This is a genomic window from Devosia insulae DS-56, assembly GCF_000970465.2.
GTDB classification, from domain to species: domain Bacteria; phylum Pseudomonadota; class Alphaproteobacteria; order Rhizobiales; family Devosiaceae; genus Devosia_A; species Devosia_A insulae.
The window spans coordinates 1-17,234 of record NZ_LAJE02000187.1 but is presented as its reverse complement, the minus strand read 5'-3'; the positions used below and the strand labels follow the sequence as shown (position 1 = coordinate 17,234).

Here is a 17,234-nt window from a genome sequence, read left to right as displayed (position 1 = left end):
CACGCGGACTGGCAGCTCCCTCGATCACAGCATCCGAGAACCCCAGCTGACCCGTCCGCTTGATCGCCATCGTCGGCCTCCTCAATCAACCAGACGGAATCACAAATCGCGATTACGCAACAGGCCCATGAAGGGGGAGGTGAAGAGCCGAGGCCGACGTTCGATCGTACCTAAGGCCCCGGCGGGGCACCTCCCCCTTCATGGGGGAGGATGGGAGGGGGCCGTCTGCCAGCCGTCAGTCCTACGGCACCAGCACGATCTTCCCCACCGACCCCCGGCTTTCGATCAGCCGATGCGCCTCGGCAGCGTCGGCCAAGGCAAAGCGGTGGCCGATATCGACCGTCAACGAGCCGTCCGCCACCGCGCCGAACAGCCGCCCGTACGATGCCCTGAGTGCTGGCCCGCGCCGCGCCGGATCACCCAGCAGCGACCACAGCGAGAACCCTGCAATGGTCTGCGCCGCGGCGGTGACACCAGCCATCTGCGCAGGGCTGAAGCTCGGGTAGATCCCGCTCGCTCCACCATAAACTGCGTAACGTCCCTCCGGCGCGAGCAGGGGCAGGCTCGCCGCGGTGATCTCGCCGCCGGCCGCATCGAAGATCACGTCATAAGGGCCGGGCGCCCCGGTGCCCCAGTCCGGCGTCGCCGACACCACTACCTGATCCGCGCCAGCCGACATCGCCGCGTCCCGCTTCGCCGCACTGCCGACCGTGCCGGTAATCCGGCCAGCACCGCCATGCCGGGCCAGCCGCACCAGCAATTGCCCAACGCCGCCGGCAGCCGAATGCACCAGCACCGATTTGCCCGCCACCGGGTTGCGCTCCAGCAGCAGCTCCGCCGTCAGCCCCTGCACGGCCAGCGCTACAGCGACGTCGAACGACACCGCGGCGGGCAGCCTGAACGCCACGTCCGAGGAAAGCGCCACGAACTCCGCATAGCCGCCATCGAGCCGCGGCTCGGCGAAGATTGCCCCCAGCACCCGATCGCCGACGCTCAGGCCGCTCACGCCGTCGCCGACTGCTGCCACCGTTCCGGCAACCTCGCCGCCAGGGATGAACGGCATCGGCAGCTGCAGCCCCGAGCGACCCGAGCGGATGATGGCGTCGCCCAGATTAAGCCCGATCGCCTCCACCTTGATCAGCACCTGGCCGGGGCCGGCTATGGGCGTCGGCACCTCGCCGAACCGCAGCTCCTCGGGCCCGCCGAACGCCGAAATCGAAACAACCTGCATGGGAAACCTCCTTGTTCAGGGCGTCCCTTGTTCCGATATCGTCCTCTGCCCGCTACAGACTTTCTGGTGTCATACGCACCGGCAGGTGCGCTTGGAGAACCCGCGATGAACCGCCTCTCGACCTGGCCCCTCGAACGCACCCTGCAGATCATCGGCGGGCGCTGGAAGCTCTACATCCTGTTCCACGTGCTGGCCGGCCCGCAGCGCCTGTCCCAGTTGCAGCGCGGCATCCCCGGCATCTCGCAGAAGGTGCTGGTGCAGGAGCTGCGCGAGATGGAGGAGCATGGGCTGATTGTGCGGACGGTATTCGCGGCCGCCCCGCCGCACGTCGAATACAGCGCCACCGAGCTCGGCCTGTCGCTGGCGCCGCTGATGGATACCCTGCAGAACTGGGGTATCCGCCACGCCAAAGCCACCGGCGACCACGCCCGCATGGTCTATTGCGACGGCTTTGCCGCCGAGAACCGGGCAGCCACTGCCGCCTGAGCGGTTGACGCTGACGCCGGACGGTCGGACAATCGGCGCAGGAGATTTGAGCGTGACCAACAGCGAACGACTGGCCCTGGGATTGATCGTCATCGGCGTGTTGAGCCGGCTGATCCCGCACCCGCCCAACGTCACGGCAATAGTGGGCGTGAGCCTCCTCGGCGCCTATGCCATCCGCAGCCCGTGGCTGGCGGCGCTCGTTCCCGTAGCGGTGATGGCGCTCGCCGACCTCGCGCTCGGCTGGCACAGCTCGGCCCTGTTCACCTATGCCGGCATGCTGGCTGGGGTGCTGATCGGGCGCGGACTGCTGCGGCAGCTCTCGGTGCTCCGGCTGGGTGGCGCGGCCTTTCTCGCCAGCCTCGCCTTCTTCCTCGTCTCGAACTTCGGCGTCTATCTCGGCGGCTATTATGGATTCGGTTTGGATGGGCTGGTCGCGTGCTACATCGCCGCCCTCCCGTTCTGGGGCCTGAGCCTGATCGGCGACCTCGGCTCGACGGCGATCCTCTTCGCGCTGTTCGTCGTTGCCCGCCGCACCGTCGAGCGCGACCCCGCCGCCGCCAGACTTTAGTCCAACTGAACCGTTTGCCGCCGCCCCGCCATTGACAGGCCGGGGCGGCGCGCCCTTTGGTGGGCCGTGCCCGCATCCCCTTAGCGGCGCTCCGGACCTGTCAATGACTTCCACCATCGCCCCCATCGAGGAGCGCCGCAATTTCGGCATCGGCATCCTGCTGATCTCGCAGCTGTTCTTTGCGACACTCGATACCTCGGCGAAGTATCTCGCCTTTATCGGCCTGCCGCTGGGCGAGATCGTCTTCGTGCGCTACGCCATCCATGTGGTGCTGGCGATTGCGCTGTTCCTGCCGCTGCAGCGCGACCTCTTCGTCACCCGTAACTGGCCGCTGCAACTGCTGCGCGGCCTCTGCCTGCTGGGTGTAACGGGCGCCAACTTCCTCGCCATGCGCTTCCTGCCGCTGACCGTCACCGGCGCGCTGATGTTCACCATGCCGCTGATGGTGACGGCACTCTCCGGCCCGTTCCTCGGCGAAAAGATCGGCTGGCGCCGCTGGGCCGCGGTAGGAGCCGGCTTCGTCGGCATCCTGATCATCGTGCGCCCCGGCACCGAGGCCTTCCATCCCGCTTCGCTGATCTGCCTCGCCGGCGCGCTTTCCGCCGCCTTCTACAGCATCATCACCCGCAAGCTCGCCGGCGTCGATTCCGCCGCGACGCAGCAGGTCTATTCGGGGCTGATCGCGCTCACCTGCATCACCCCATTCGCCTTCAACGAGTGGGTCTGGCCCACCACCGGCGCCGGCTGGTTCGCCTTCATCGCCATTGGTGTCGCCGGCATGATCGCCCACCAGCTCAACACCATCGCCCACCGCTATGCACCGCCCTCGGCGCTGGCGCCGTTCAGCTACACCGAACTGCTGCTGCTGGCGCTGGCCAGCTGGCTGATCTTCTCCGAGCCGCCGGACGTCTGGTTCTATGTGGGCGCGCCGATCATCATCGGTTCGGGCGTCTACATCTGGTTCCGCGAGCGCCAGCTCAACCGCACCGTCACCGTCGCGCCGGTGGAGGACTGAGCGTGGCCGCAACCGTCAAGCCGATCGAGGATCGTCGGCTGCTCGGCATCGGCATGATGCTCGGCGCCTACCTCTGCTACACCATCATCGACAGCTGCGCGAAGCTCATGACGCAGGCGGGCCTGCCCACCATGGAGGTGGTGTTTGTCCGCTATGCCGGCCAGTTCATCCTGGTGCTGGCGTTCTTCCTCCCCCAACGGGGCATCCAGACGCTCACTGCGACGCGCAATCTCAAAGTTGAAGTGGCCCGCGGGCTTTGCCTGCTCGGCTCGACCGTTACCAACTTCCTGGCGCTCACCTTCCTGCCGCTCACCGTAACCTCGGCGATCTCGTTCACCATGCCGCTGATCCTCTGCGCACTATCGATCCCGATGCTGGGCGAGACGGTGGGTTGGCGGCGCTGGGCCGCTATCGGCGTCGGCTTTCTTGGCGTGCTGGTCATCGTCCAGCCTGGCACTGAGGCCTTCCACCCGGCGGTGGTGCTGTCGCTGATCACGGCGCTGTTCAGTGCGCTCTACAACCTGTTGACCCGCAAGCTCGCCGGCGTCGACTCGACGACGACGCAGCAGTTCTGGGCCGCCGCGGTCGCCACCGTGTGCATCGCCCCGTTCTCACTCGGCGAATGGGTATGGCCTCAGGACCCGGTGACCTGGTCGCTCTTCGTCGGCATCGGCGCCGCGGCCCTGGTGGGGCACCTGCTGGTGACGACCGCACACCGTTTCGCCGCCGCTTCGGTCCTCGCGCCTTTCGGCTACCTGCACATCATCTTTATGACGGCGGCAAGCTGGCTGATCTTCAACCAACCGCCCGACGTCTGGATCTTCGTCGGCGCTCCTATCGTCATTGGCTCCGGCCTCTACATCTGGCTGCGCGAGCGCCAGCTGTCGAAGAGCGTGATCACCGACGTGGCGGTGCAGGACTAGAAGCCGTTGAAGATCATGTCGTAGGCCGATTTGATCTCGTCGTAGTAGCGATCAAGGTTGTCGACAGGCCTACCCAAGATCGACGTCCGCACCGCCGACAGGTGCTGGATCACGAGGACATGAGGCTCACCAAGTACCGTAAGCCGCGGATTGAGCCGGTGGTGGGGTGACAGCTCGATATCCTGTTTGCGGAGCGGAGCCACCAACCGGCTGGGAAACAGACCGAGTAGGTCGGTTTGGATGTCCAGCAGCAACGTGCCATCGACGTGGTAGACGTCGAACTGCGCCATCAGAACAGACGGTACTTCTCTAGCGGAAGTCCGTGCTTCGCAACGTACTCGTTGTTGCTGCGGACCACGTCCGGGTACTCCTCAGCAAATTTTCGCGCCGCCTGTTCCGCTCGAACGGCACGCGCTATGCCCATTTCCGCAGCACGGGAGAGGTCGACGTTCAACGCGCGAGCCTCATCCAAGAGATCAGCGTCAACCGGTACGTTCTCAGCGCGACGAGTAACAGCCATTTCGGCCTCCTGCTCGGTCGGGAATATGCGCACTGTCAACGTTTCAGGCAAGCGGCCTCTCTCCTTCGCCACGCTCGCTGTCGCGGGCTCTAGCGCGTCGGTTGTCCCTCCGTAACGTTTCGCCGCCTGAGCAACCCATTGCCCGGCGCAAACAGCAGCGCAACGAGGAACACCCCGGCCTGGATCAGCACGATGCACGGGCCCGTGGCGCCGTTGATGCTGAAGCTGATCAGCGTGCCCAGCACGCCCGAGGCGATGGCCACGGTCATGGCGATGGCAAGCATTGCCTCGAAGCGCTTGGCGAGGAGGAACCCGATGGCGCCGGGAGCGATCAGCATGGCGACGACGAGGATGATGCCGACCGCCTTGAGCGAGGCGACGATGGTGATCGAGAGCAGCGCGAGGAGCCCGTAATGCAGCAGCTTCACCGGCAGCCCGATGGCGCGGGCGTGTTGCGGATCAAAGGCATAGAGCAGGAAGTCGCGGCGCTTGGCGAGGACGATCAGCAGCGTGCCGAGCGCAATGATCGCGGTCTCGATCAGGTCCTGCCAGGTGACGCCGAGCATATCGCCGAACAGGATGTGGCTCAGGTGCTGGTCGGTCTCGATGCGCGAGAACAGCACCAGGCCCACGGCGAACATGCCGGTGAAGACGATGCCCATGGCGGTGTCTTCCTTGATCCGGCTGTTATCCTTCAGGTAGCCGGTGCTCACTGCGGCAAACAGCCCGGCGACGAACGCCCCGATGGCGATCGGCAGGCCGATCACATAGGCGATGACGATGCCGGGCAGCACGGCGTGTGAGATCGCGTCGCCCATCAGCGACCAGCCCTTCAGCACCAGGAAGCACGACAGTACTGCCGAGACAGCGCCGACAAGGATCGCGACGATGAGCGCACGCTGCATGAAGTCGTAGGTCAAGGGCTCGACGAAAAAGGCGTAGAGCGCGTCCATCAGTTCACTCCCGCTTCGCGCAAAGCTCGCCGCCGCGCCGCGAGCCGCCCATGCTTGGGGGCAAAGAAGAAGGCGAGGAGGAACAATGCCGTCTGCAGGGAGACGATGACGCCGCCGGTGGCGCCATCGAGGAAGAAGCTGATATAGGCGCCGACCGCCGCGGTAGCCGAGCCGAGGATCACCGCAATGACGAGCAGGTTCCGGAACCGGTCGGTCAGGAGATAGGCCGTGGCGCCCGGCGTCACCACCATGGCGATGACGAGGATGGCGCCGACCGTCTGCAGCGCGGCGACCGTACAGGCGGCGAGCAGCGCGAAGAACAGCACCTGCAGGGCGCGCGGGTTGAGCCCGACGGTGCGCGCATGGTTCTCGTCGAAGAACACCAGCATCAGGTCCTTCCACTTGAGGATGAGGATCGCCAGCGACACCAGCGAGATGATCACCACCTGGATGACGTCGCCGTCCGAGATGCCGAGAATGTTGCCCATGACGATCGCCTGCACGTCGACGGCGGTCGGATTGAGCGACACGATGAGCAGGCCCAGGGCGAAGAACGAGGTGAAGATAATGCCGATGACGGCGTCCTCCCTCAGCTTGGTCCGCGCCCGCACCAGCACCATCGACGCGGCGGCGAGGCCACCGGCGACGAACGCGCCGGCCGAGTAGGGGAGGCCGAGGAGGTACGCCACGGCGACACCCGGCACCACCGCATGCCCGAGCGCGTCGCCGATCAGCGACCAGCCCTTCAGCATCAGGTAGGCGGAAAGGAAGGCGCAGACCGCGCCGACCAGAGCCGACACCCACATCGCCTTGACCATGTAGTCGTAGGAGAAGGGGACGAGCAGTTCCTCGATCATTTCTCGTCCCGTGCCTTGCTGGGTGAAGCCGGCTTGCTGCCGCCATTCTCGCCATAGAACACCACCGGGCGCTCGTCGTCGGTGAGCACCGTGACGCGGCGCTGGTCCTTGTCGTCGTGGAGGTCATCGCCGGCGAGATGGAAGTGCCGCAGCACGCCGCCGAACGCCTTCTCGAGATTGGTCTGGGTGAACACTTCGGCGGTAGGGCCGAAGGCCAGCACGGTGCGGTTGACCAGCACCACCTGGTCGCAGAAATCCGGCACGCTGCCAAGGTTGTGGGTCGAAACCAGCATCAGCTGGCCCTGGCTGCGCAGCTCCTGCATCAACGCGATGATCGCCGCTTCCGTCTGCACGTCCACCCCGGTGAACGGCTCGTCGAGCAGGATAATCCGGCCCTCCTGCGCCAGCGCCCGGGCGAGGAACACCCGCTTCTTCTGCCCTCCCGAGAGCTCGCCGATCTGGCGCTTGCGATAGTCGCTCATGCCGACCCGAGCCAGCGATTGCTCGACCAGCTCGCGGTCGCGGGCCGAAGGCATGCGGAAAAAGCCCATATGGCCCTGCCGCCCCATCATCACCACGTCCTCGACCAGGACGGGGAAGTTCCAGTCGACCTCCTCGGCCTGCGGCACATAGGCGACGATGTTGCGCTTCAGCGCCTCGCGCACCGGCAGGCCGGCGATCCGGACCTCGCCGGCGATCGGCTGCACGAAACCCATGATCGCCTTGAACAAAGTAGATTTGCCGCTGCCATTGACGCCGACGAGGCCGGCAATGGTGCCGGCCCCGAGCCCGAAGGTGGCATCCCGCAGCGCCACATTGCCATTGGGGTAGGCGACCGTGACGCCCTCGACCTCGAGGCTCGGCTGCGGCGCCGGATTCCATGCCTCGTGCGGCACGTTGGCGGTGAGGGTCACTTCCCAAATCCCTTGGCGATGGTGTCGACGGTGACTTCGAGCAGCTTGAGGTAGGTAGGCGTCGGGCCGTCGGCTTCGCTCAGCGAGTCGACATAGAGGATGCCACCATAGGCGGCGCCGGTTTCCTTGGCGACTTGCTTGGCCGGCTTGTCCGACACCGTACTCTCGGAGAACACCACCGGGATCTTGTTGGCGCGCACCGCGTCGATGACCTTCCGCACCTGCTGCGGCGTGCCCTGCTGGTCGGCATTGATCGGCCAGAGGTAGAGCTCCTTCATGTTGTAGTCGCGGGTCAGATAGCTGAAGGCGCCCTCGCTGGTCACCAGCCAGCGCTGCTCGACCGGGATCTGCTCGAGACGAGCCCGCAGCGGCGCATCGAGCGCCTTGATCTGCTCGGAATAAGCTGCGGCGTTGGCATCGTAGGCTGCGGCATTGGCCGGATCGTACTGCACCAGCGCCTTGCGGATGTTCTCGACATAGATCAGCGCGTTGTTCGGCGACATCCAGGCATGCGGGTTCGGCTTGCCGGTGTATGGACCCTCACCGATGCTCATCGGCTCGACCCCATCGCTCACCACCACCTGCGGCACGTTCTTCACGTTGTCGAAGAATTTCACGAACCACTGTTCGAGGTTCATGCCGTTCCACAGCACCAGGTTGGCGCCCTGCGCCCTGACGATATCGCGTGGCCCCGGCTGGTAGCCGTGGATCTCGGCGCCCGGCTTGGTGATCGACTCGACCACTGCCGCGTCGCCAACGACGTTGCGCGCGATGTCGGCGATGATGGTGAAGGTCGTCACCACCTTGAACTTTTCCTGCGCCAGAGCGGGCAGGGCCAGCATCCCGGCCAATAGAGCGAGGGCCAGGACGGTGAGGCGGCGGCGCGTAATCATCGGTCGAGGCAATCCCTTGTTGCGAATGGTTCTTAATAGCATCTAACAGGCGATGCTTGTCAACTGTCCCCTGCGCGAGATGTCGCGGCGGCGGCGCGCCGGTTGCTTTCAGAGGCGGTTTCTTCCACGATTGCGAAAAACACCGAGCCGCGAACAAATCGCCTCGGTCTGGGGGATTCCGTCTATGCCTGCCTTTCGCCTGATCGACGCCAAGCTGCCTGATTTCGGCATTCCAGCAACGCGTCCGGAACTCGACCGTTCCGTCTATCTTGCCCGCTTCGCCGCCCTCGGCCGGGCCCGTCGCGCCGCTGGGCTCGATGCGCTGGTGGTCTATGCCGATCGCGAGCATTCGGCGAACCTCAGCTACATCACTGGTTTCGATCCGCGCTTCGAGGAAGCGCTGCTGCTGATCACCCCCGACACCACCCCGACCCTGCTGGCTGGCCCCGAGAATCTCGGCCGCGCCGCCAATGCCGCCATCGAGGTCGAGGCGCGGCTCTATCCACCGTTCGGGCTGCTCGGGCAGGATCGCACCAAGACCCCGGCGCTGGCCGAAGTGCTGCGCAACGCCGGCATTGCAGCCAACCAGCGCGTCGGCGTGCTCGGCTGGAAATACTTCGGACCCGACGAGGCGTCGAAGCCGGAATCCTGGCTCGAGACGCCGTCCTACATCGTCGACACTTTGCGCCAGATCGTCGGCACTGATGGCCGCGTGGTGAATGCCAATGCCTTGCTGATGCACTCGGTGACCGGCCTCCGCGCCGTCAACGAGATCGTCCAACTCGCCCAGTTCGAATTCGGAGCGGTCGCCTGCTCGGAAGCCGTCAAGGCGCTGATCGCCAATGTACGGCCGGGGATGAGCGAGTTCGACGCGGTGCAGCAGATGCGCCTCGGCGTGCTGCCGCACTCATGTCACACCATGTTCTCGTCCGGCGACAAACTGGTCGGGCTCAACAGTCCGTCGGGTAAGAAGCTCAAAAAGGGCGACCCGATGACCTCGGCCGTTGGCTACTGGGGTGGCCTGTCGAGCCGCATGGGCTGGCTGGTCGAGGATGAGTCGGAGCTTCCATCCAATGTCCGCGACTATGTCGACCGCCTCGCCGGACCCTATTTCACCTGCGTCGCCGAGTGGTACGAAACGATCGGCATCGGCGTCACCGGTGGTGAACTCGATGCGCTGGCACGCCGTCACCTCGATACGCCGTTCTTCAAGCTGGTGCTCAATCCGGGCCACCTGATTCACCTCGACGAGTGGATGAATACCCAGGTCTATCCCGGCTCGAAGGAACCCTTCCTGTCGGGTCAGGCCGTGCAGTGCGACATCATCCCGGCCGCTGGTCCGCCCTACTATGGCGCCAACATCGAAGACGGTATTGCACTGCTCGACGAGCGGGGCAGGGCCGAGCTGAAGGTCGATTTCCCCGAGGTCTGGGGCCGCATCGAGGCGCGGCGGGCCTTCATGGGCGATGTGCTCGGCATCCGGCTGAAGCCCGAGGTGTTGCCGCTCTCCAACCTCGCCGGCGCGATGCCACCATACTGGCTGTCGCCCAACCGTATCGTTTCCAAAGCGTGATGTGATCGCGCGCGCTCACTTGCCAATCTTGCGCGCGCCGATTATCTCGTTTGGCATCGACATTTGGCTGACTTCCGGCCGTATGCCCCCGCTCTCGGTCAGGCGCACGATAGGACTTCCAAAATTCGACTGACCGGGCAGGGTGATCGCATGTCGTTCTGTCCACCACATCACTGCGAAGAGGGACTCCCCCGATGGAAAAGGGCACCGTCAAATTCTACAACGATCAGAAGGGCTACGGCTTCATTCAGCCTGACAGCGGCGCGAAGGACGTGTTCGTGCACGCCACCGCTCTGCAGCGCGCTGGCCTGACCGGCCTGAGCGAAGGCCAGAAGGTCTCGTTCGAGACCGGCGAAGACCGCCGCACCGGCAAGATCGCCGTCACCGAGATTTCGGCCGCCTGATCTGGCGTAGAAATTGAACTGAAAGGCCGGGTACCCTGAGGGTGCCCGGCCTTTCTCTTTTCAGGCACGCGCCCACGGGCTGTAGCTGCCGACGCTCCACAGGTGCCCCTCGGGGTCGAGGCAGGCAAAGCCCCGGCCGCCGTAACTCTCGGTGCGAATCTCGCGCACGATTTCGGCGCCGTTCGCTTTCGCCTTCTCATAGACCCCATCCACATCGTCGACGATCACGTAGGGGCTCTGCGTCGTGCCGCCCAGCTTGTCGGGTGTCGAGATGGCGCGACCGAACTCGGTATGCGGATGCGGCGAGCCCAGCATGATCATGCCGTCGCCGAGCCGCAGCTCGGCATGCGAGATGCCGCCATTGCCGTCGCTGTTGATCTCGTGCCGGACGAAGCCGAAGTTTTCGCACAGCCAGTCGATCATGGCCGGCGCGTCCTCATAGGTGAGGCAGGGGATAACTGTTGAAGCCATCGCTCATCTCCATTGTTGGCTTGGAGACTCGCACCCGGTCCCCGTCCGGTCTTGGAGATTTGTTACCTTGGTGGCGCGAGAAGGCTGCCATCCGGCAAGATGTCCCGCAGTAGCGCCGTGGGCGATTGACCGCTCATCGAGCGGAACTCGCCATTGAAGTGCGACTGGTCGGCATAGCCGCAGGCATAGGCGAGGTCGGCCAGCGACTGTACGCGGCCTGAGCGTAGCGCCGAGAGTGCCGTCTCGAACCGCAGCAGCCGCGCCACCGTCTTCGGCGTCATGCCGATCTCGCGCCGGAACAGCGTGCCCAAGTGCTTGCGACTGACCTCGAGCCCCGCCGCCAGCGCGCCGATATCGAGGCTTCCGCCGGCCGCGACCAGTTGCGCATAGCCGGCCTCGACCAGCGGCGTCGGCGCCGCGTTGTGCGCGAGCCGCTCGAGCAGATAGCCCTCGAAGATCGCAAAGCGCTGCGGCCAGTCCCGAGCATGCGCCAGCCGATCCTCGAGACCACGGAACGCTGAGCCGAGCACCGCATCCGCCGGCACCACCGATCCGGCGATCTCGTGGAGGTCGAGGCCGAGGATGCGGCGGGCGCCGAGCGGGGTAAAGTTGACCTGCATGCAGAAGGCGTGGCCGGGCGAGCCGACTAGCGTCGGCTGGTCGGTGAGGCCGGCGACGAACCCCTGTCCCAGCCGCACGCGCTCGGTCCCATCACCACCGAAGACGCTGAAGTGATGCTCGAACACCAGGATCAGCGGAATACCCGAGAAGGGCAGCTCCCGCCGCACCAGCGGTGCGCCGCCGGTTTCGACATAGCCCTCGAGCTCGATGACATGCGGTTGCAACGACGCGGGTGGCCGCTTGCGCCACAGCGTCCAGCGGCCGTGTTCCGACGCGTGATCGAACCTCACGATACCGGCCATCTCGTCCATCCGGCGAGTCTAGCCGTTCAGCTCGAGCGGCGAAACCTTACTTCTTGCCGCTGCCGGCCTCGCCCCAGGTGATCAGCCGGGCGCTGCGATGGCCGCTCAGATAGATCCACAGCCAGCTGATCGCCACCGAGATGCGGTTCTTGAGTCCGATCAGGAAGTAGATGTGGGCGAGGCCCCAGGTCCACCAGCCGATCCAGCCGGTGAGCTGGAGCCAGCCGAAATCGATCAGCGCGGCGCTCTTGCCCACCGTGGCGATGTCGCCCAGGTGCTTGTAGCGGAACGGACCGACCGCCTGTCCGGCGAGCCGGGCGCGGATCACCGAGGCCGCATACTTGCCGCCCTGCTTGGCCGCATCGCCGATCCCCGGCACCGGCTTGCCGTTGGGCGCCAGCACGGTGACCGTGTCACCGATGGCGAAGATGTTCGGGCTGCCCGGCACCGTGAGGTCGGCTTCGACCTTGATCCGCCCGGCGCGATCCGCCTCGGCACCCAGCCACTTGGCCGCCGGCGAGGCCAGCACGCCCGCCGCCCAGATAATGGTATTGGCGCGCAGCTCCTGGCCGTCGAAGCGCACCGTATCGGCCGTCACCTCGGTCACCGGCTGGCCCAGCATCACCTCGACGCCGAGCTTTTCCAGCGCCGACTTGGCATAGGCCGAGAGATTCTCGCGGAAGTTGGCCAGCACCCGCGGCCCGGCTTCGATCAGAACGACGCGGGCCTCTTCCGGCTTGATCGAGCGGAACTCGTGCTTCAGCGAGGTGCGCGCCAGCTCGATTACCGCACCGGCCAGTTCCACCCCGGTCGGGCCGGCGCCGATGATGGCAAAGGTCAGCAGCGCCTTGCGCTTGTCTGGATCGGTTTCGCGCTCCGCCGCCTCGAAGGCCAGCAGCAGCCGGCGCCGCATCGCGGTGGCGTCTTCGAGCGTCTTGAGGCCGGGCGCGAACGGCTCCCAGTCGTCATGGCCGAAATAGGCGTGCCGGGCGCCGGTGGCGATGATCAGGCTGTCGTAGGGAACTCGCCCGCCATCTTCGAGCTCGACCAGCTGCGCCGTCTTGTCGATGCCGGTGACGTTGCCGAGCAGCGTCGTCACTTCCGGCCGGTGCTTCACCAGCATGCGGATCGGCCAGGCGATTTCCGATGGGCTGAGGGCGGTGGTCGCGACCTGATAGAGCAGCGGCTGGAACAGGTGATGGTTGCGCCGGTCGATGACGGTGATGTCGACATCGGCGCCCTTGAGCTTCTGGATGGCGGCCAGGCCACCAAACCCGCCGCCGATCACGACGACCCGATGCCGTTGAGCCGAGTTGGTCATTTCAAACCCCACTTGCAGTGCCCGCACTGCATGTAGGTGTTTGATTCATAATGCTCAATGAACGGCGGCCGCGCCGGGCGCAGGCCTCGTATGCGCCCGAAGCGCTTTCAGGAAAGGTTGCAGACCTTTCCGGTTCGGAAGCGCGACAGAACCAGGAGGCACAGGGGAGAAAACGGAGGGAGCCTTGCACGATCATGCATGGGGGTAAGGCTCCCTCCGCGATGGCGCTCTTCGCGCCGTGCCCCGCCGCAAGGGCGGGGAATGCGTTTAGGCGGCTGAGCCGTCGAAATTGCGGCGCGCCGCTTCGATGCTCTGCTGGTTGCGCACCGCGAACGAACCGAGCGGGCGGACACTGGCGGCGAAGTCGCGGCCGAGTTCGGTCAGCTCGTACTCCACCCGCGGCGGGATGGTGGCGAAGGCGGCGCGCGCCGCAAAACCGTGGCGCTGCAGGTTACGCAGCGTCTGCGTCAGCTGCTTCTGCGAGATGCCGTCTACGGCGCGCGAGATCTCGTTGAACCGCAGCTTGCCGTCCCGCATCACCGACAGCACGTCGACGGTCCAGCGGGCGCCGGCGAGATCGAGGAGGTCGTGAACAATCTCAAACTGATTGGCCATGTCGTAATACCCTGTAGTTGGTGTGGTCCACCCGGCCGCGTGCGGCCGGGCTTGGTCGTTATTCGCCCATGGCGTGGGCGCGCTCCTCCGCCGTCATCGGCTTTGCCGCCTTCGGCCGGCGGAGCAGGAAGACGATCGGCAGCGACACGAAGGTCAGGATCATCATCAGGTGGAAGTCATCCAGGAAGGCCAGCATCGCCGCCTGCTGGGTGATCATCCCGTGGATGGTGCCGACCACGTTGGCAAAGCCGCCATAGGCCGCCGCGAAGTCGCGCAGCGGACCGGAGTCCAGCGTGATCCGTTCCGCCAGCTCGCCATAGTTCACCACCTGCATCTGTGCCAGGATCGTCGTCACCACCGAAATGCCGACGCCCTGGCCGACATTGCGGATCAGGCTGAACATCGCCGTCGCGTCGACCCGGTACTTCGCATTGATGGTGGCGAAGGCCAGCGAGTTGAGCGGCACGAACACAAAGCCCATGCCGATGCCCTGCAGGAACCCCGAGATGAGGATCGGACCCGACCCCATGACGATGTCGAACTCGGTCATCATGTAGAGCGAGTAGCCCATCAGCAGCGTGCCGCCGACGACCAGCAGGCGCGGATCGTACTTCGACACCAGCCGGCCGACGACGATCATCGACACCATCGTGCCGATACCGCGCGGGCCCATTAAGAGGCCTGTCTCGATCACCGGAAAGCCCATCAGGTTCTGCAGCATCGGCGGCAACAGCGCGAGGCCCGAGAACAGCGTGATGCCGGTGATGAAGATCAGCACCAGGCCGGTGACGAGGTTCCGGTCTTTGAACATCCCCATGTCCATGAACGGGTTCTCGGCGGTGAGGCAATGGACGATGAACACCCAGAGGCCGGAGATGGCCAGCAGCAGGTAGAGCCAGATCTCGGTCGAGTCGAACCAGCCGACGCCCTGACCGCGGTCGAGCAGCATCTGCAGCGAAGCCACGGCGAGCGCCAGCATGCCGAAGCCGAAGAAATCGAACTTGCGGATCTTGATCACGGTGTTCGGCATCAGCGCCGCCAGCATGAAGAAGGCGACGATGCCGACCGGCAGGTTGACGAGGAACACGGCGCGCCAGTTGAACGTCTCGGTCAGCCAGCCGCCCAGCGTCGGCCCGATGATCGGCCCGAACATGATGCCGGCGCCGAAAATCGCCATGGCCTGCCCGAGCTGTTCGCGCGGGTTGATGTCCATCATCGTCGCCTGCGCCAGTGGCACCAGCATGGCGCCGCAGACGCCCTGGATGACGCGGAACGCCACCATCTGCGCGAGGTTGGTGGCGATGCCGCAGAGCAGCGACGCCGCGGTGAAGCCGACAACGGCCGCGAGCAGCAGGTTGCGCCGGCCGAAACGGTCGGAGAACCAGCCAGTCAGCGGCGTCGCGATGGCCGCGGCGACAATATAGGAGGTCAGCACCCAGTTGATCTCGTCCTGCGACGCGCCGAGGCTGGCGCGCATATGGGGCAGGGCGACGTTGGCGATCGTGGTGTCGAGCACCTGCATGATCACCGCCACCATGATGGCGGCGGTGAGCAGGCCCTTGTTCTTGACGACGACCGTAGGGGCCGAAACGGCGGCAGCGGCGGCGGCCATGTTAGAGCGCCTTCTGGCTTTCGGCAGCCTCTGCCCCAGCGGGCTTGGTGTCGACGTTGACGGTGGCGCTCATGCCGGCGCGGAGCAGGTCGGTGCCCGTGTCGCAGGCGATGTTGACCGGCACGCGCTGCGTGACCTTCACCCAGTTTCCGGTTGCGTTCTGCGCCGGGATCAGCGCGAACTCCGCACCGGTCGCTGCGCCGATCGAGGCGACCTGACATTCGATCGCGAGGCCGGGATAGGCATCGACCTTCACCTCGGCCGGCATGCCGACGGCGAGGGTGGTCAGCTGCGTTTCCTTGAAGTTGGCCTCGACCCAGGTGTCGCCGGTCTCCACCAGCGTCGCGATGGTCGAGCCGGTATTGATGAACTGGCCGACATTGAGGCTCGCCACCTGGCTGACGATGCCGGCGGCCGGAGCGAGCACCGTGCTCTTGTCGAGGTTGCGCTGGGCGTTGTCGCGCGCCGCGAGCGCTGCGCGCACTGCCGGATGGTCATCGGTCTTGATGCTGGGGTCGCCGCCGAGCGCTGCCGTGGCATTGGCCACGTCCTGCTGCTCCAGCGCCACGTTGCTCTCTGCCTGCTGGAGCGCCAGCCGCGAGTCATCGAGTGCGGACTCGGCCGAAATCCCCTGTTTCTGCAGGTTCGAAGCGCGATCCCATTCCTTCTGCCGGATGGCGAGGGTGGCATTGGCGGCCTGGAGCTTGGCGTTGGCAATCGAATAGCCGACCCGCAGCTGCTCGACATTCACCCGCGCCGTGGCAAGCGCTGCGTCGGACTGGCTGAGCGCAATGCGATAGGGCTCGGGGTCGATGGCGAACAGCGCATCGCCGGCCTTCACCGCCTGGTTGTCCTTGACCGCCACCGAGACGATGCGGCCGGCCACGTCGGACGAGATCGACACCTTGGACTGCTGCACATAGGCATTGTCGGTTTCGACATAGCGCCCGCCGGTCAGCCAGAAATAGCCGCCGCCCGCCGCCAGCACTACCGGCACGGCCAGCATGATCGCCAGCCGCCGGCCGGAGCGCTTCTTCTTGGCCGGAGCTTCAGGCGCCGCCGGAGCAGCAGTCTCGGGCTTCGCCGCTTCAACGGCTGATGCGGTGACTGGTTTGGCTTCGCCGGGGGCAGGGGGCGTGACACGGGCGTTCATAATCAGACTTCCTCGAGATCGGCCGTCTGGCCGGATAGGTTTGCGCGCATCCTCGTGAGCGCGGTGATCACGGTTTGCCGTTCCTCGGGGGTGACCCCCTCGAGCGCGGCCTCATACATTGCCAGCCCGACCTTCCGGGCGGTGGTGAAAATCTCTTCGCCCTCGGCAGTCAGCCGGGCGAGCTTGGCGCGGCTGTCGGTGGGGTCGGGGTAGCGGTCGAGCAGGCCGCGCTTTTCCAGCCGGTCGAGCACCCCCGATACCGTCATCGGATCGGTGTCGGTCGCCGTCGCCAGCGCCACCTGGGTGATCCCCTCGTTGATCGCCACCTGCGCCAGCACCCGCCACTGCGGCAGCGTGATGCCGTGGACCCGCGCCTCTTCCTCGAAGCGCCGCTTCATCAGCCGGGCCACTTCATGGATCAGATAGCCCATTGGGGCCTGGTGCTTGTACGTCTGGTTGGATTTCATAAGCGCACATATAATAAGCGCACATACGAAGTCAACGAACGGAACTATTAGAACCCAAGCTAAATCTGCATGGCTGGCATTTTCGCCCCGCATGCCAGCACCTGCCGCCGAAAACTTCCTTGGCGCTGTCGAATTTCGCTTTCGCCGTTCGACCAGTTGGTGAGCCCCAGAACGGGGCACTCAGGATCGTCGCAAGGCAAGGAAACACCATGACCGCCACTTACACCTTTGACATCTTCAGCAGCCTCGACGGCTTCGGGTCCCACAAGGGCGACTGGGGCGGCTACTGGGGCAAACAGGGGCCGGAGTTCCTCGCGCACCGGTTGGCCCAGTAT

General features: G+C 65.5%; 20 protein-coding genes. 6 read left to right on the top strand and 14 right to left on the bottom strand.

The features are described from left to right. Positions 1–241 precede the first annotated feature (241 nt). A complete protein-coding gene (locus VW23_RS13220) occupies positions 242–1,231 on the bottom strand; it encodes a quinone oxidoreductase family protein (RefSeq protein ID WP_069910031.1) in 990 nt (329 codons plus the stop codon). Between the two features lie 105 nt (positions 1,232–1,336). On the opposite strand from VW23_RS13220, the gene VW23_RS13215 reads away from it, so the two are divergent. The 4 genes from VW23_RS13215 to VW23_RS13200 all read left to right on the top strand — a co-directional run bounded on the left by VW23_RS13215 (position 1,337) and on the right by VW23_RS13200 (position 4,223). Continuing rightward, complete coding sequence (locus VW23_RS13215) at positions 1,337–1,717, top strand: winged helix-turn-helix transcriptional regulator (protein WP_084646058.1); 381 nt, start codon at positions 1,337–1,339, stop codon at positions 1,715–1,717. 52 nt (positions 1,718–1,769) lie between these two features. Then, complete coding sequence (locus VW23_RS13210; RefSeq protein ID WP_069910030.1) at positions 1,770–2,285, top strand: DUF6580 family putative transport protein; 516 nt, start codon at positions 1,770–1,772, stop codon at positions 2,283–2,285. Positions 2,286–2,388: 103 nt separating this feature from the next. Beyond that, on the top strand, positions 2,389–3,300 hold the full coding sequence (locus VW23_RS13205) for a DMT family transporter (protein WP_069910029.1): 912 nt from the start codon (positions 2,389–2,391) through the stop codon (positions 3,298–3,300). 2 nt (positions 3,301–3,302) lie between these two features. Continuing rightward, positions 3,303–4,223, top strand: a complete 921-nt coding sequence (locus VW23_RS13200; RefSeq protein WP_069910028.1) for a DMT family transporter — start codon at positions 3,303–3,305, stop codon at positions 4,221–4,223. Here the strand turns inward: VW23_RS13200 and VW23_RS13195 are convergent. From VW23_RS13195 to VW23_RS13170, 6 genes are read right to left on the bottom strand one after another with little or no spacing between them, the layout of a single operon-like run. Beyond that, entirely contained in the window at positions 4,220–4,513 is a 294-nt protein-coding gene (locus tag VW23_RS13195) for a CcdB family protein (RefSeq protein WP_069910027.1), read from the bottom strand. The genes VW23_RS13200 and VW23_RS13195 overlap by 4 nt on opposite strands. Beyond that, positions 4,513–4,794 carry a type II toxin-antitoxin system CcdA family antitoxin gene (locus VW23_RS13190; protein WP_244513565.1) on the bottom strand — a complete coding sequence of 94 codons (282 nt, stop codon included), beginning with the start codon at positions 4,792–4,794 and terminating at the stop codon, positions 4,513–4,515. Before VW23_RS13190 ends, VW23_RS13195 begins: the two co-directional genes overlap by 1 nt. Before the next feature lie 38 nt (positions 4,795–4,832). Beyond that, complete coding sequence (locus VW23_RS13185; protein ID WP_069910026.1) at positions 4,833–5,696, bottom strand: metal ABC transporter permease; 864 nt, start codon at positions 5,694–5,696, stop codon at positions 4,833–4,835. Further along, positions 5,696–6,553 carry a metal ABC transporter permease gene (locus tag VW23_RS13180; RefSeq protein WP_069910025.1) on the bottom strand — a complete coding sequence of 286 codons (858 nt, stop codon included), beginning with the start codon at positions 6,551–6,553 and terminating at the stop codon, positions 5,696–5,698. The genes VW23_RS13185 and VW23_RS13180 overlap by 1 nt, the downstream gene beginning before the upstream one ends. After that, on the bottom strand, positions 6,550–7,467 hold the full coding sequence (locus VW23_RS13175; RefSeq protein ID WP_425285209.1) for a manganese/iron ABC transporter ATP-binding protein: 918 nt from the start codon (positions 7,465–7,467) through the stop codon (positions 6,550–6,552). Before VW23_RS13175 ends, VW23_RS13180 begins: the two co-directional genes overlap by 4 nt. Further along, entirely contained in the window at positions 7,464–8,360 is an 897-nt protein-coding gene (locus tag VW23_RS13170) for a metal ABC transporter substrate-binding protein (RefSeq protein WP_069910024.1), read from the bottom strand. Before VW23_RS13170 ends, VW23_RS13175 begins: the two co-directional genes overlap by 4 nt. A 184-nt stretch (positions 8,361–8,544) precedes the next feature. On the opposite strand from VW23_RS13170, the gene VW23_RS13165 reads away from it, so the two are divergent. Next, entirely contained in the window at positions 8,545–9,933 is a 1,389-nt protein-coding gene (locus VW23_RS13165; protein WP_069910023.1) for a M24 family metallopeptidase, read from the top strand. A gap of 194 nt (positions 9,934–10,127) precedes the next feature. Next, positions 10,128–10,337 (top strand): cold-shock protein, encoded by a 210-nt coding sequence (locus VW23_RS13160; protein ID WP_055879654.1) that lies wholly within the window; start codon positions 10,128–10,130, stop codon positions 10,335–10,337. A gap of 60 nt (positions 10,338–10,397) precedes the next feature. Here VW23_RS13160 and VW23_RS13155 read toward each other — a convergent pair whose 3' ends face one another. The 7 genes from VW23_RS13155 to VW23_RS13125 all read right to left on the bottom strand — a co-directional run bounded on the left by VW23_RS13155 (position 10,398) and on the right by VW23_RS13125 (position 16,863). Then, the gene (locus tag VW23_RS13155; protein ID WP_069910022.1) at positions 10,398–10,808 is read right to left on the bottom strand and encodes a VOC family protein; all 411 of its coding nucleotides are present in this window, start codon (positions 10,806–10,808) and stop codon (positions 10,398–10,400) included. Positions 10,809–10,870: 62 nt separating this feature from the next. Further along, on the bottom strand, positions 10,871–11,731 hold the full coding sequence (locus VW23_RS13150) for a helix-turn-helix domain-containing protein (protein ID WP_176730388.1): 861 nt from the start codon (positions 11,729–11,731) through the stop codon (positions 10,871–10,873). 46 nt (positions 11,732–11,777) lie between these two features. Then, positions 11,778–13,052, bottom strand: a complete 1,275-nt coding sequence (locus VW23_RS13145; RefSeq protein ID WP_069910020.1) for an NAD(P)/FAD-dependent oxidoreductase — start codon at positions 13,050–13,052, stop codon at positions 11,778–11,780. Positions 13,053–13,319: 267 nt separating this feature from the next. Further along, positions 13,320–13,667 carry a winged helix-turn-helix transcriptional regulator gene (locus tag VW23_RS13140; protein WP_069910019.1) on the bottom strand — a complete coding sequence of 116 codons (348 nt, stop codon included), beginning with the start codon at positions 13,665–13,667 and terminating at the stop codon, positions 13,320–13,322. Between the two features lie 58 nt (positions 13,668–13,725). After that, positions 13,726–15,279, bottom strand: coding sequence for a DHA2 family efflux MFS transporter permease subunit (locus VW23_RS13135; protein ID WP_069910018.1), 1,554 nt, complete (start codon positions 15,277–15,279; stop codon positions 13,726–13,728). A gap of 1 nt (position 15,280) precedes the next feature. Further along, on the bottom strand, positions 15,281–16,432 hold the full coding sequence (locus tag VW23_RS13130) for an HlyD family secretion protein (RefSeq protein WP_069910017.1): 1,152 nt from the start codon (positions 16,430–16,432) through the stop codon (positions 15,281–15,283). A 2-nt stretch (positions 16,433–16,434) separates the two neighbouring features. Further along, positions 16,435–16,863: a MarR family winged helix-turn-helix transcriptional regulator gene (locus tag VW23_RS13125; protein WP_176730387.1), complete on the bottom strand. Its 429-nt coding sequence runs from the start codon at positions 16,861–16,863 to the stop codon at positions 16,435–16,437. Between the last annotated feature and the right edge of the window lie 371 nt (positions 16,864–17,234).